Consider the following 15,173-nt stretch of genomic DNA (forward strand, 5'->3'; position numbering starts at 1 on the left):
TTAATGAATAATCACACGCCCTTGCCCGCTGACGCTTTTAATACTCGGGTCATACATACACTCAGCGCTGACAGGCGGTAAAATAAAATTGCCTTGTGTCACGGCGCGGGCAACATACCTATAAGTAAACTTATTCTCTGAAGGCATGTCCGTAAAAATAAGGAACCTGTCATCCCGGATATCAATGTGATCCGGCAAGAAGTCTTTCTCCGACGATAAACCTGAACCGTCTCGTGTTTCAATCCTCGGATTTTCAATCTCAAAACCCGCCGGAAGCATATCAGTAATCACAACATTTTCATAATTCAAATCAGTCTCAACGGACAATTCAACAACAACTGTCTCGCCCTGCGTAATGTCATTCTTGTTGATTTGATTCCCGTTTCTGTCTAAAAACTTTCTTCTTACGCGCAATCCTGAATCAGCTTCTTCAACTTTCTGTTCAAGTGAAACACCAGACGAATTCCAGTAATAATAAACATTCCCTCGACCCTGGACGGATAAAAAGACATCCTGACCGCCCAAATCCTTATCCTTGATCAACGCCGGGCTGGAATTGTCAAAGCCCGCGATCATTTGATCCCCCAACATCACACTGCCTGAATATTCTTTATCCTGTGACTCGATATATCGGGCATATTTGCCCAACGCCAAAAGAGCAACCGCGTTATCCTGCGTTGTACCCCAGCGCCCTTCGTCCATCGATGATTCCACCCGTTTGACCAATATCGGCACCATTTCATTATCAGGATCAACATCCATATACGCTGATAAGGCAATCGCGTTTTGTTTTGTGTAGGAATTAAGCGAACCGCCCGTTTCTCTTTGAACTTTTTCCTCCGGATAACTCTTGCCCAGCATTTGAGAAACGCTCTTGTCATCTCCCAAATAAGCCAAGGCTATCGCCAGATGATACCGCGCGTAAACCGGCAGGCTTTCTTCTTTCTCCTGCAAACGTCTGATCCATGACGATTTCACCCGACCGGCTTTCGCCAAAACAGCCGCGGCATAGGCTTTTAAATCCAGCGAATAATCTTCTTCTTTGCCTGAAAGAACCTTTTCCAAATAATCTAACGCCACATCTTTCTCAAACTTCGGCACAACATAGCCCGCCTTGTCCGCCTCAACAAGAAAATCGGTCGCGTAAACACTGCCGTATGGATACGCGTCTTTATACCCAGGCCAGTAAGAGAACCCACCGGAATACGTCTGCATGGACAATATTCTCTTAATCCCTGCCTGAATATAATTGTCCGCGCCGCGCCCGCTCCATGACTTGGATTCCACAAACTTGGCAACATCTTTTAAATACAATAACGGAAATACGGTTGATGTCGTCTGCTCGATACAGCCATAAGGATATTCCATCAAAAATGTCAATCCCCCTGCAAGCTTGATGCCCGGCAAAGGCACAACTGATAACGCGTAACCCGCAGTACCTTTAAGCCACCCATCAGGCATCCTTAGCGTCTCATCAGCCGGAGCCTTGATCATGCCCGCCCCGCTTATGCTGGTAAACGGCGCCATGGGCCTAACCGGAATTTCAACCTCTTGAAAAGTATCATGCCCGTTTAATGAGGCACTGATTTTGATGTGTGCTTTTCCGGGGAGCAAAGGCGCCTTTAACTCAAATCGCGCAAATCCTTCCGTCTTATCTTTAACATCAATATCAAACGCCTTTTGGCTTATAACCTCAAACCCATCAGATACTTCGATCGTAATACTCGCCTTTCCGTCACTTCCTGACGTGTTAAAGACCGGCACAGGAATCATGAACGTGTCCCCTGAAGAAAGAAACCTCGGCAAAGTCGGCTTGATCATCACCGGCTCAGCAACTTTAATATCCGCATCAGCGCTTCCAAAATCATTATCACCCGCTGAAACCACCATCACTTTCAAATTCCCTGAAAATTGAGGGACATCAAACGTTACCGTTGCCTTACCCTGCGCGTCTGTCACAATGCCACTTTTCCATAACGCAACCGGCTTAACTCTTTTCGCGCTCACAGGATTCATATGTTTTCTGGGATCAAAATCAACGCCCTTACCAGCCGACGGGCTGGAATCCGCGCCGATCTTCTTTTGATCGATCTCAGGCATCAAAAGCGAATAAAGATCCATGGTCTGAATATCCTGCCTTCTCTTACCAAAGAAAAATTCATACGGATCCGGCGTTTTAAAACCGGTCAAACGCAATACCCCTTCATCCACAAGCGCGACAGACACCTCGGACGATTGCGGCATTCCGTCTTTATTCTTAACCTCAAGGGCGATATCCACACTCTTTCTTGGCAACATGCTTTGGGGAGCCTTAACCTGAACATCTAATTGATGCGCTGAATTATCCATCATCAAAGGAATAATTCCATACGCCCTGTGCGCCGACCATTTCTCTCCCGGAATAACAGGTTTGATCACGGTCACAGAAACGTACGCGTTTGGCGCAAGCTCATCTGTAACAGCAATCGGAATTTCCTGCGTTTCATTTTCAAGCGCAACAACTTGTGTTGAAAGCACTTCATCCTTTGAAATCGTAATCAACGCCTTTCCTTTAAACGGCGACTTGATCATCAACCGTGCTTCCTCACCAGACGTGTACGATTTCTTATCCAGCTCCAAATCAATCCGATCCGGCCGCTCCATCGCCCATGGCTGATACCCCCATCCCGAGACATGAAATTTTAAGCTCGCCGTATGCGCGTTATCACCTTTTCCTTTGAGCCTGACGATATAACTGCCGTAAGAATCCGCTTTATAACTGAATGTTCCTTGCGAGGTCTCGGTCTTAATCACCTCATCGTAAACACATTCCTCTTTTTCATCAGAAACATAACGATACCGCCCGTCCTGATCTTTCTTCAAAACCGTATTCCAAATGATCTTGCAAACCTCAACCTCAAGCTCATCAACAACCATTGCCGCGCCATCCGAAGAAAGCACAACATAATCAAACCCGACATCCTCACCTTCTTGAGCATATCCTTCGTTGGTCTTGCGGATACCGACATAATAGGGATACGCGTCAACATCAACCTTGGAATAAGATGTGACAGCCCGCCCGCCAAGCTCTTTGACGGTGGTGACAAAAACCGCGTTCAATGCCGATGGCGGACGAATATCTTCAGCGATCTTGACATCAAATTCAGCCTCACCCGCTTCATTGGTATCTTTAAACCCGTGCGAAACCGTCTTTTTCATAAACTCAACTGTCTCATCAGAGAATCTAAAGTCAGAAAACTTCTTCACCTCAAAATCAACAGGCTTTAAGACATATTTAAGCTCAACTAACCGTCCAGCGGCCGGTGCCCCGAAAAGATGTTCAGCCTTTACTTTGACAGGAATCATCTCGCCCGTTTTGACCCGCGCTTGTGGCACAACAGCCTCAACCTTCATCCGGTCAGGAACAAATTCCTCCACATTAAACGAATAATTACCTATTGCCTTTTCAGACCCGGGCAGTTTAACGCTCACCTGATACCCACCTGTAAGCGCGTAATCAGGAAGCGAAATATCCACATCAGCCGCGCCGAACGATGACAGCATGGCGGTTACCTTGTCAAAGCGCATACCGTCAGGCTTTTTAATATCAAACACAACCGGAAAAGACCCCGGCACCTCAACGCCAATACCTCTTATGATCGCGCGCAGACGCGCAACCTCACCGGGCCTGTAAACGCCCCTGTCCGAATAAACAAACCCTTCGTAACCCGCGCTTAAATATGGACGTCCTTCAATATCAAAGACCGTTTCAGACAGCGCGCATTTCTCCGCCTCAATAAAGGAGAGATCAAAATCTGTTGAGGCAGTGATAACAAACGGCTTCCTGTCTCCTGCCCAATCCACATCTTTGAAATAAACAAACCCCTGTTCGTCACTCGTCCCTTCCAAAATCTGCTGATTCGTTTGAGAAAAAACTTTCACGATCGCGCCAGCAACAGGCTCTGTGGAAGAAAGCGTATTAAGCCAGACAACAAGCCCGGATTCAGACTTCTTGGCCAATATCCCGATATCTGTTGTTAAAAGCAGTTTGGTGTCGCTTTTGTAAGATGATTCATCGGCATCGGATACCTTCATAAAAAACAAACCGTGGGAATCATTGGAGAGAATTTCTTTCAGATCAACAAGAACCTGCTTTTGTGTGTTTAACTCAGTCCCTGTTTTAATCTCTTTTTTAAAAACATCAACACCCAAATCGTCGGGAATGGAATAAGAGCTCATATTATTGAGAAGATAGACAATATTGTTGTCATACACCCTGTGTATTTTCACGTCGAGCGCGTCAACATTCATGACATTAACAGGAACAAGCTGATTTCCCTCAAGAGATAAATACATCCCCGCGGATTCAAAATCCACATCCGCGCTGTAATCCGGCATAACAACCTCAGCCTTAAAAGTTTCTTCAAGCGCCTTGCCTTCTGCTGAAGGCATTCCCTTTAATACTTCAACCTGATAAACCTCGCCCGGCTTAAAATCACCCTTCACCTCAACGCCATAATATGTTGTTTCAATATAAGAATTCACTTCAGGTGTGATCGCGATATAGCCTTTGATATCATCTAAATTGACATCATCGGAAAGCCTGATGCCGATTTCTCCGTTAGATCCACTCATGTATGGCTTAACAGATTTGACTTCAAAGCCTCTTTCCTCATATACCCTTCGGGGGCCGGTCACCGAGGGCTTGGAATCCTTGGCCTGCCAGAGAAAGCCTCTGACCGTTTTGTTGATGGTGTGCCAAATGCCGGGCTTTTCTTGAAGCCCCTGCTTCCCGTCTATTAGCGATATGATCTTCAGCAATCCCGCAATGTTGATGATTAAAAAGACTGCCGTAATCCAAAACCATTTTTTCTTGAATATCGCTAACATTTATTCCCCCTTATGTTCTGTAAAAAATTCTCCATAAAATAAAAAATCCCTCGCAGGCTACGCCCACGAAGGTTTTACTTTTTTAACGTCCGGGTTCCCCCTTCAACTCGGGACAAAATTATGATGTGTATTTATTATACACCCGTTGTCAAGTATGCCTTAATGTGAGAAGTTTTCCTGCCATTCCTATTTTAAAATTTCCCATTGATCACGATATTGATCCATCCAGTCCGATGGTATTGACGGCGAATCTGAATAAACCGGCTTAATACGCCGCATCTTCGTATCATTGCGCTTTTGCCCTCTCCGCCCGGGACTGGTTTTCCAATCCTTATGTGATTGCTTCAGAATATTAGCCACCTTTTTTGAAGGAAGAATATATGTTGTCGGCTGATTCTCATCATTCCACACTTCCGGCAAGGTCACAAAAATATAATACAAATTATCATTTATCAGAGACTCATGCTTTTCATTCATCATCCAGCCTTTATCGGCAGAACGACCTTCCGTACGGGTCTTAACCTGTATCTGAAGGTTTCTTTTGCCATCCTCACTCATCGCAATAATATCAACGGCCCTGGTATTCTCTGGCGCCAGACCGACAATAAACCCTAAAGCTGTAAGCCGTGCGACAACATAATGCTCACCGACTGATCTCACTTGTGCTTGAAGTAATTTACTCATTTCAACAAATCCCAATTATCCTTGAAACCAATCCCTTTGGTGAGTATCCCCCATTCTCCGCCACGATTAATCATCTTTCTATTGCCCTTTGGATTCTTATACAACAACTCTGTAACTTCAGTCGATGGAACAATCCAACACTCCGGTAAAATATCATGAGCAGTGATATTATTTAAAAATGAAACTAAGACAACAAAATGCGATTCTTTCACTTTAGAAAAGTTATCCATGGGCCAAGCTATTTTTCCAGCAAGCCCCTTCACATCTATTGTCAGAAGCGTTCCATCTTCTTTTTCAAGAACAATATCAACCGACTTCTTATTGCCCAATGTTAAATGCGCGTCAAAACCCTTGCGATAAAGCATAGACAAAACATAATATTCAGCTGCTAAATTGGTATTATATGGTTTATGTTTCATCATTATACTAACTGTAGCTCCAGACGATTGAACACACAAGAATAGCTGTCCCCAAACAATACATTGTCCGATAAATCCACTGATTTACCCGCTCTGTCAGCGTTACGCCTTTGTATGTTTGTATTTCCCAGCCACGAACAAATAATGTTCCCCAAAGCAATAGACAAGCCCCTATAATTTGTTGTGTAATAATCGTGATACTTCCCGCTTGTCCATATTTACAAAATAATAATTTTCCTGTCAGGGCACCCGATAATCCAAAAACTAAAATTAAACCAAATGAATTCCAAAAAGCGCGATTAACGATATACGCATTCGACTCTCGATCTTCATCGGTTGACACGTCATTACGTCTTGCATTATCTTCCTTTTCTTTCTCAACCAGTTTTTTAGGCCAAAAGATCGCTAATAAACATAAATACATAGCAAAAAAGAAATTTACTTTGGTCGGCTTCATTTCCTCCGCTCCTATTTGCAGCACCCCAAAACACGCTTTAAATCCCAGCGATCTTGACTGTCTTTAGTCAAAATCCGTTTAATCCCCTGCCCCTCATATACTTCTTTATCTTATTGATTCTAGTCAATATCGTACAATCATCCTTGGCAATATTACGGAGATGTCACAATCAATCACTCAGGCAATTTCGCATTGATCTCTCTCAAAAATATTTTTAAAGAAAGTTTTCATGTCTTAGTAATTTACTTATCCCTCTAACATTAATTTTCTTATATTATTTTCCATATTGAATATAGACGCTTCATGTTTGCGTATTAACTCTTTTTCTTTGGCGATTTCCGAAGCAAGAGATTCAATGCTAGAAACAATCTCCTTTTGTTTTTCATATGGTAAATAAGGAATTTTGTACGCCTGGAAATTTCGTTTGTTTATTGCTTTCTTCGCTGCTCCTCGTGCCAAATCTGCAACTATTCGATCTCTTTCTAACACAAAAAAATGATAATAAAATCGCAAATCTATTTTCTCTAAACTATTCTTTTTAGGGATAAGAATAAAACAAAGATCGCTGGTTATAAATTTACCCTTCACATAATGAGTTCTACCCAAAGAGCCCGAGGCGCCCATCGCAAATATTAAAGCCTCACAATCGTGAGTATACGTCTCGTGCGTTTTCCAATCTTCTGACGCAGTAATAAAATTATATTTGCCAGCCTTATTTTTTGAACTTTGCAACTTACCCTTTTCAATATCAAATAATTGCCCAATGATTTTCAAATCCTTCAAAAACTTTGACTCTGACAAGTTGTATGTTTTTAAATTAAGTGAAAATGTCTTATTCTTTAATACCTCAATCTTATTAAAAAATGTTACATTTGACGAACAAGTCGTCAAAGGTTCTCCACTAAATAATGTCGCATGAAAAGCCTTTATAATGCGACCTGCTTCAGGAAAATCATTTAGATCAATGGAACTCCTATTCTTACCTAAATCAAAACCATCATGATTAACCTGAAAATGTAAAATCTGATCATTCTTTTCTGCGATATTTTTATCAATGAAAAGTATGCTTGTTTTTATAGTGCCGCTATATGGGTTAAAAGTACCTATCGGCAAAGACACAACGGCATAAAGGCCACTATCGATTAACAATTTTCTTAACCTTGAAAAATCTCTCCCATCATTCTCTAAAATTCCTTCAGGGACAACAATTCCCGCTTTGCCCCTAGGATTGAGGTGTTGCAAAATATAATCCACAAACAGAGCTTCAGCTTTCTTTGATTGAATACTAAACCGCTTATGCGTACTCACTCCGCCCTTAGGGGTCATAAATGGCGGATTGGCAAGAATAACATTAAATTTGTCTCCCCAGCGTTCTTCCTGAGCAAGTGTATTGTAATTATATATTCTAGGATTTTTGAAGTTGTGAAGATATGTGTTTACCTGGGAAATTCTCACCATTCCTGGGTCAACATCGTATCCTTCAAAGTTATTCATAAGTGCCCGTCGTTCATCAGGCGTTAATGGCTTTTCATTATTTTTGTTACCCTTTTCATCGACACCATCATGCTGCTCTAAAATATGTTTATACGCACTTACTAAAAATCCAGCCGTGCCGCAAGCCGGATCAAGGACTTTGTCGTCTTTAGTAGGATTAACGACTCTAACAATAAAATCAATAATATGGCGAGGCGTTCTAAACTGCCCGGCATCGCCCTGACTACTCATAATTGAAAGAAGATATTCATACGCATTACCCAATTCTTCGGAGTGAGAATAGTCGAAATAGTCGATTTCTTTTAAAAATAGGCCCAATACTTCAGGTGATCGATAAGGCAAAAGCGCAGATTTGAAAATTCCTCGGAAAAGAGCTGGCAATTGTTTAGCTTCGGAAAATTTAACCAACGCTTCAGAGTAAAGGTTCATTCTTTCCTGATTCCCTAAACGTGAATTCATCAGCTTTGTCCACGAATATTGTTCAAGATCACCAACAAAAAATGACGGATCTCCACCTGCCCGAATCGCCAACTGATCCATGTCATCCATAAATTTATAAATTAAAGCATTCGTTATCTGGTCAATTTGTGATGTAGGGTTTGGTACAACTCCAACCAGCACTTGGCGAGCCGCGTCAATATGTCGCTTAGTTTCTTGTGTGAGCATTTTTCTCCTTATCGCATAAATGTGTTTAAAGATACGTAATCTTTTATATAAGATGGAACAATAATTTTAAAGCCATTGAGCTTTTCATACTCGTCAAAACGGAATGATGAGCGATAGAAGAATTCTGCCACCTTATTTGTCTCAACGATCTCGCGGACTTCTTCATCAACAATATACGCTTTGAAAAAACTTTTTACTGCATCGAAGTGTTGCATATCCACATTGTTAACAACTTGAAACTTAATCCATTCGGATTCCAACAAATCATCTTTCATTTCAAATCCGTCTTTTTGCCCAAAAACAACCATTAAAAATTCTTTGACTGATATCCTGCGATCAACATTAAAGGCTTTGCGAATCTTATCCAAATTCAAAAAGTGCTTGGGCTTTTCAAAAATGTGTGTTTTTGTGTATTCCACAGCTTCAGATGTATCGCCATTTTCCCAAAGATTTTTAAGAATCTCATCCTCCAGGACATCTTCTTCAACGGCTCTTTTAAATCCTTCGCGGTCAATCCGCATACCTTTGGAGCCAACTTCTGTATGGTCAATGGTTGCAACTTCATCATCCTGTTTAATATCAATCGTACCTTTTTCAGGACCCGGACCAGGACCAGTCCCACCGACACTACCTTCACGAGGTAATTTTAATTTTTCATGATACGGATACTCATTTTCAAAATATTCACAGACCGCAAAGAAATCAAAAAACTTAAACCGCTCTTTTTGATTTTCATATTTTTCATTCTGATCATAATCTTTATACTCAAATCTATATTTACGAGTTCCGCGCCCTTTGATTTGCACAAAATCTGACGGACTGAATACAGGTCGCATTAAGGCAAGATTCAAAATGTCCTGACAATCATATCCGGTGGTCATCATTCCAACAGTAACGCAAACGCGCGTCTTGCTGGAGTCATAACCGTCTGGCTGCCTTACTTTACCACCTAACAGATTATTAGCGAAATTGATGGTCATTTGCTGTGCGCCCTGCACCCAAGAAGTGACCTGTACCGCGAAATCAGATTGTCCATAGACGCTTGGCCAGCGCTCCAAAGCCATCTTATTTAAAATATTGGTTATTCTTGCGGCATGAGCTTGTGAAACACAAAAAACAATGGTTTTTCCGAACAGATCAATTCCGAATTGTTTGGCAATTGGATCATGAAATCCGTTTTCCAACAAAGCCTTACACATTGCAATATTTGTTTCTTCATTGAAAAACTTTCTTTCAAAGTCTTTATGCGTATAAACTTGATCGCTCTCCTCCCCCTCGTCATCCACAACATGCACCGCATATCCTTGATCAGATAAAAGCTGATTCGTAATCTCTGTGCGTACATCAACAAGAGTTGGATTAATAAGATATCCATCGTTAACGCCAGCAAGAAGATCATAGCTAAACGTTGGCTCGCCAGGTTCGCATCCAAAAGTTTTATATGTATCGTGCAACTGACGGCGCTCAAAATCTCTTTGGGTACTAGGACCGGTATGTTCATATCCTCTTAAATAATTTTTAGGCGTGGCTGTTAAGCCTAATTTATAACCAACAAAATATTCAAACACCGCCCTGCTGTTTCCATTGATAGAACGGTGGGCTTCATCTGAAAGAATAAACTCAAAATCTGTGGGGGAAAACTCTTTCTTATACCGATCGCCAGCCAGAAATGATTGAATCGTTGAGACAACAATATTTGCCTTCCGCCAGTCATCGCGATTTTTTTTATAAATTACAGCTGTGTAATCTTTGCCAAGGTAATTCTGAAACGCCTTATGCGCCTGATCTTCCAATTCCAGACGATCAACTAAAAACAAAATACGCTTGGCATTGCCAGACCTGAGAAACAATTTGATAACTGCCGCTGAGACAAGAGTCTTTCCCGTTCCTGTGGCCATTTCAAACAAAAACCTCATATTCCCCTTTTGAGCGGACTGTTGTAGGCTTTTTATCGCTTTGACTTGATATGGGCGTAATTGTTTCAAGTTGTGGCGATGCAGGAAATCAGGACGCTTGGTCTCATCCTGAAAATCAGGATCATTGGCAAAAGCAGGCATCTGAGTCGCAATCACATAATTTTCATCAACCGGCGTTTCTGCTAGCACATCGGGTTGAGGAACATATGTTTCATATTGCGTAATGGAATCCTGTGAGGGGAACCGAACAATAGGGCTAGGCGTACCGTGTTTGGTATCCCAAAGATAATGAATGTTTCCGTTTGAAAGAATAATAAATCGGGCACCAACATTGCGAGCGTAATTACGAGCCTGCTCTTTGGCAGACAATGGCTCAATAGATTCTTTTTTAGCCTCCACAACAACTAATGGACGACCATCCTTATCAAGTAATAGAAAATCGATTGCTCCGCGTCTCTTGTCGTGAGTTTGAGCGTTCTCAAAGTCATCTCCCAAATCCTCAAACCTAACGCCAGCTTCAAGCTGAATGTTTGCCGAACCTTTTTCACTGGAGTCGAACCGCCAACCGGATTCTTCCAACAGTTTATTAATTTTAATTCTTGCTTTAGCTTCTTTAGACATATCCTATCTTCCTGATTCCCATTAGCTTCAGAGCTCTATTAATGGCACCACCCGCAAGGTCATTCTTGTTTACAAAAAGATTATAAAACATTATAATACAAAAATCGCCAATATCCATGAAAATTCTGGATGGCTTAACCAAACAAATAACTATCGATATGGCCGAAACAAAAAAAACTGACAATTTTATCTACATTCACGACGATTATGAGGAGTGCAATTTCTGTTCCCAGAAATATAAGGACTACGGGATCTTCGAGTATTCGGGAGGTCAAAGCATTGATATTGAGTTCTTTCCCAAGAAGATGGACGCATTAGGCATCGTAGTTGATGCAAAATATTGGCTAACATATTTTGAAGCCAAGCACCCCAAACTACTCAAAGACCAAGGCATTCCTTACGACACCTCATCCTACGCTGATTATCTTAAAGCAGAAAATTCAATGTATAAAAAAAACAAAAGAGATGTCCTCGCGATTATCAACAAAAAAGTTGCCAGCAAGAAGCGCGGGATCTTCAAGCTCGATACAATCCCTTTCGATAAAGAGTATTTGGATAATTGTATTGCCAATAAACAAGAGCGGATTTTCTTGGGGCTAAGAATACACCTCAATGAAATAAGCGTAGCCAAAATAAATAAAGACGCTCCTTATGGCACCGGAATTGACTCGTATAAAAATATTTCAGAAGTTGCCCCTGAAATAAGAGATATCATATCCGGCCTCAAGCCGGAACGCATCCACCACATTCTTACCGCTTATCATACGCAAGAAAGTTTCGACGAAGGCGACGTCGAGAACTTCCTCACAGGAGCAAAAGATTTCATTGAGGAAATTGACGAGGTTATCCACTATAAAGACTCTGATTTTATAAAGCTATTAAAAAACATAGCACGCCTTTGTTTTCTGTGGCGAGACAAACAAAAAATATCTTCAAAATTTATAAAAGAGGCGAATAATTTTATTCTGCTTAGACGCGAAATAAGATACAATCCGGTAATCGAGTTTATTGGTCTTTTCTTTGATGATTTGATCAATGATGCCAAAGAAAATAATCAGCTCATCGAATGCGCCCACTGCCACTTGCTTGCCAAATATTACCGCAATAAAAAGTTTTGCAGTAAAACTACCGACGGAAAGAATTGCTTTGCTCAATACCATAGCAAAAAAGATTACGCACGCCACAAAGCCAAAAGACTCAACACCAAAAAAGCATGGATCAATAAAACGCGCAAAGAAATCCCCGGATATTAAGCCTTACCATACAGAAACACCCTGCCTTTTCTGATTTTTCTTTATATATAGAAAACCTTAAAAATCCTTCCGTTTATCAATCTACAACAATTCTGAGATTCGCCTAAACTTAACTCTGTGAGCAAAAGCCACAGAGTTTTTTTATTAACCCAAAACGAATCATGCTAAACGAACAGGCGATCAAAGAATTTCAGGACATTTATTTCAGCGAATATGGCGAGGTGATCTCTTTTGATGAGGCAAGCGCCAAAGCTGAGAGTCTGCTTCGTTTATACCGGGCTGTATTTAAACCATCAAATAATAAAGGCGATCATAATGGATCAAAAGCAAATACCTCATCAACTGCACAATAAACAATTCGGCTTTGTGAAACTGCTACCGAAAACAAAGAAGCCGTTTGAAAAAGACTGGCCCAACCGTCCCTATTCGCTGACAGACATTCAACCGTGGTTTGATCAGGGCAACAATTACGGCGTTTTAGGCGGTCAGGGTGATCTGGTTATTCTTGACGCGGATTCTGCGGAAATGGTCGCTTTGGCACGCAAACACCTTCCTCAGACCTTCACAGTCAAAACACCGAAAAAAGGCGTTCACTATTATCTTCTCTGTCCGGGCATCCCTCAAAAGATCAAGCTCAAGAAAAACGGCAAAGATCATGGCGAAATTATCTCTTACGGTTCTCAGGTAGTGGGCCCGGGCTCCATTCACCCAGACACTGGCACGGCCTACATTGTGGAACATAATGAGCCCATCGCCCCCATCACAACCGGCGAGCTTCTTTATATTCTAAAAGACTACATCCCGATGAATAATAACGAATCTGAAACCATTCATGATCCATCATTCAGCGCGTTGGTCGATCAATACGGCGATCCGTATTATTTCAACAACAAGGACAGGCTGGCCTCGATCAATCAAAGTTTCTGGGCGGGACTGCACAACACCGAACACATTCAAATCTATGAGCCGGATGAGCGGGCGTTCTACCGGTATGATGAGAAAACAGGCGTTTACAGTGACATTACCGAGAACCTCATCAAGAATGAAATCTCTGAGCGAATGCTGGATGTCTCGCGCGAAAATACCGTCCCTGCCTTGGAAGCCAAACGCACCGCGACCACATTGAATCACGTTGTGGCACATTTGAAAGGTGTCTGCGAAAAGCGCCACGCCTTTGTTAAGGCGTCCAACTTCGTACATTTGGCAAACGGCATTATCACGTTTAAGGATAACAACGAGGCTGACCTTCTGCCTTTTTCACCGGAGATGTTCTCACGCAATTTCTGCCCTATTGCCTTTGATGAAAACGCCGAGTGTGATCAATTCTTAAATAATCTTCTTCTGCCTGCGGTTACACCTGAGAACGCGCTTATCATTCAGAAATACGTCGGCTTGTGTTTGCTGGGGAACAACCTCATTCAGCGGTTTCTTATTTTAGAGGGACTCCCGGGACGGGGAAAATCCACTCTCGCCTTGATCATTCAAAAACTTATCGGGCAGATGAATGTGACTGAGCTTCGCACCAAACATTTAAGTGAACGCTTTGAGCTTTACCGCTATTTGAAAAAGACTTTGCTCATTGGGGTTGATGTGCCGGGCAAATTCCTCTCTGAAAAAGGCGCTTATGTGATTAAAGGTTTGGTCGGCGGGGACTGGTTTGATGCTGAGCAAAAAGGCGGAACCGGATGCTTTCAGATACAGGGCAATTTCTGCATTGTGATCACTGCCAATTCACGATTGCAGGTCAAGCTGGACGGCGACATCGGGGCATGGAAACGCCGTTTATTGATCTGCCGTTTTGAGGGCCCGCCCCCGGTCAAAAAGATCCCTAACTTTGCGGATGTTTTGATCGAGCAAGAAGGCTCTGGCATTCTTAACTGGGCGCTTCAGGGATTGGCACTCCTTCTTGAAGATATTCAACACCACGGTGACATCGGCATGCCCGCGTCCCAAGATGGTGTGATTGATGCTCTGCTCGCTGAAAGCGACAGTCTGCGGCATTTTCTTGAGGATACCATTGACCGTGATGATCACATGGATTTATCAGTCTCAGAAATCGTCGAGGCTTACGCTGAATATTGTCCTTCCAAGGGCTGGAATCCCAAGCCCATCACCGTGGTGCATCGTGAGCTGGAAGGTTTAATGTTGGAGCTGTTTGGGACGTCAAAAGCGCACTCGATCAAGCGGGACGGAAAGTCTGTCAAAGGATTTCGCCGCGTCAAATTTCAAGGTCAGGAGTCTCAAGAATGGGATTAGACTTGGCACAACTGGAATGCGTAAAGCATCAGGGTAAAAAGATCATTGCCCGATGCCCTGCCTGCGCTGAAACCGGTAATGACCGCAAGGGCGAGCATTTGTTTATTGAACCGGGCGGACGGTTTGGATGCGTTGTTTATCCGGGTGCCGAGGGGCATCAGCACCGCCAGCGCATTTTTGAACTGATCGGGATTAAGTCATCCGGAGATAAAGGATTTACGATCAGAAAGCCTTCCGATTGTAATTCAAAGGATAAAATAATTCAAAAAAATATTTTGGGACGTTTGGGACGCATGCCGATGACTCACGCCCGAAAAGAAAAACAAACTAATGAACAAGAAATCATTATTCCTAAAGAGACGAAAACAAGTGTCCCAGCCGTCCCAGAGGAAAGCCTGCATCTCTACTCCCCCGCTGAGCTTGAAATGCTGGACGGGATTGATATGGAGTCGCTTAAACAGATTGATGAGGTCAAGCGCATGTTTAACGGAACCGTGGTCAGTGTTACAGACACACAACCCTAATGATTTAGGAAAAA

Annotated in this window: 10 protein-coding genes; 4 read left to right on the top strand and 6 right to left on the bottom strand. The window is 42.4% G+C overall.

Annotated elements, in window-relative coordinates:
- The 6 genes from PHY73_01730 to PHY73_01755 form a co-directional block, all read right to left on the bottom strand.
- Nucleotides 1–4,869, bottom strand: a complete 4,869-nt coding sequence (locus PHY73_01730) for an alpha-2-macroglobulin (GenBank protein MDD3374429.1) — start codon at nucleotides 4,867–4,869, stop codon at nucleotides 1–3.
- A 186-nt stretch (nucleotides 4,870–5,055) separates the two neighbouring features.
- Nucleotides 5,056–5,529, bottom strand: a complete 474-nt coding sequence (locus tag PHY73_01735; GenBank protein ID MDD3374430.1) for a hypothetical protein — start codon at nucleotides 5,527–5,529, stop codon at nucleotides 5,056–5,058.
- Between the two features lie 20 nt (nucleotides 5,530–5,549).
- Nucleotides 5,550–5,975, bottom strand: coding sequence for a hypothetical protein (locus PHY73_01740; GenBank protein MDD3374431.1), 426 nt, complete (start codon nucleotides 5,973–5,975; stop codon nucleotides 5,550–5,552).
- A 4-nt stretch (nucleotides 5,976–5,979) separates the two neighbouring features.
- The gene (locus tag PHY73_01745) at nucleotides 5,980–6,429 is read right to left on the bottom strand and encodes a hypothetical protein (protein ID MDD3374432.1); all 450 of its coding nucleotides are present in this window, start codon (nucleotides 6,427–6,429) and stop codon (nucleotides 5,980–5,982) included.
- A gap of 246 nt (nucleotides 6,430–6,675) precedes the next feature.
- The gene (locus PHY73_01750; GenBank protein MDD3374433.1) at nucleotides 6,676–8,589 is read right to left on the bottom strand and encodes an N-6 DNA methylase; all 1,914 of its coding nucleotides are present in this window, start codon (nucleotides 8,587–8,589) and stop codon (nucleotides 6,676–6,678) included.
- 8 nt (nucleotides 8,590–8,597) lie between these two features.
- Entirely contained in the window at nucleotides 8,598–11,126 is a 2,529-nt protein-coding gene (locus tag PHY73_01755; protein MDD3374434.1) for a DEAD/DEAH box helicase family protein, read from the bottom strand.
- 116 nt (nucleotides 11,127–11,242) lie between these two features.
- Here PHY73_01755 and PHY73_01760 point away from each other — a divergent pair, with 116 nt between their 5' ends.
- The 4 genes from PHY73_01760 to PHY73_01775 all read left to right on the top strand — a co-directional run bounded on the left by PHY73_01760 (nucleotide 11,243) and on the right by PHY73_01775 (nucleotide 15,159).
- Nucleotides 11,243–12,379: a hypothetical protein gene (locus tag PHY73_01760; protein ID MDD3374435.1), complete on the top strand. Its 1,137-nt coding sequence runs from the start codon at nucleotides 11,243–11,245 to the stop codon at nucleotides 12,377–12,379.
- A gap of 161 nt (nucleotides 12,380–12,540) precedes the next feature.
- Nucleotides 12,541–12,732, top strand: a complete 192-nt coding sequence (locus tag PHY73_01765; protein MDD3374436.1) for a hypothetical protein — start codon at nucleotides 12,541–12,543, stop codon at nucleotides 12,730–12,732.
- Nucleotides 12,695–14,635, top strand: coding sequence for a bifunctional DNA primase/polymerase (locus tag PHY73_01770; GenBank protein ID MDD3374437.1), 1,941 nt, complete (start codon nucleotides 12,695–12,697; stop codon nucleotides 14,633–14,635). The genes PHY73_01765 and PHY73_01770 overlap by 38 nt, the downstream gene beginning before the upstream one ends.
- Nucleotides 14,626–15,159 (top strand): hypothetical protein, encoded by a 534-nt coding sequence (locus PHY73_01775; protein ID MDD3374438.1) that lies wholly within the window; start codon nucleotides 14,626–14,628, stop codon nucleotides 15,157–15,159. Before PHY73_01770 ends, PHY73_01775 begins: the two co-directional genes overlap by 10 nt.
- Nucleotides 15,160–15,173: the final 14 nt, after the last annotated feature.

The organism is Candidatus Omnitrophota bacterium, from assembly GCA_028693815.1.
Lineage (GTDB): Bacteria > Omnitrophota > Gorgyraeia > Zapsychrales > Aceulaceae > Aceula.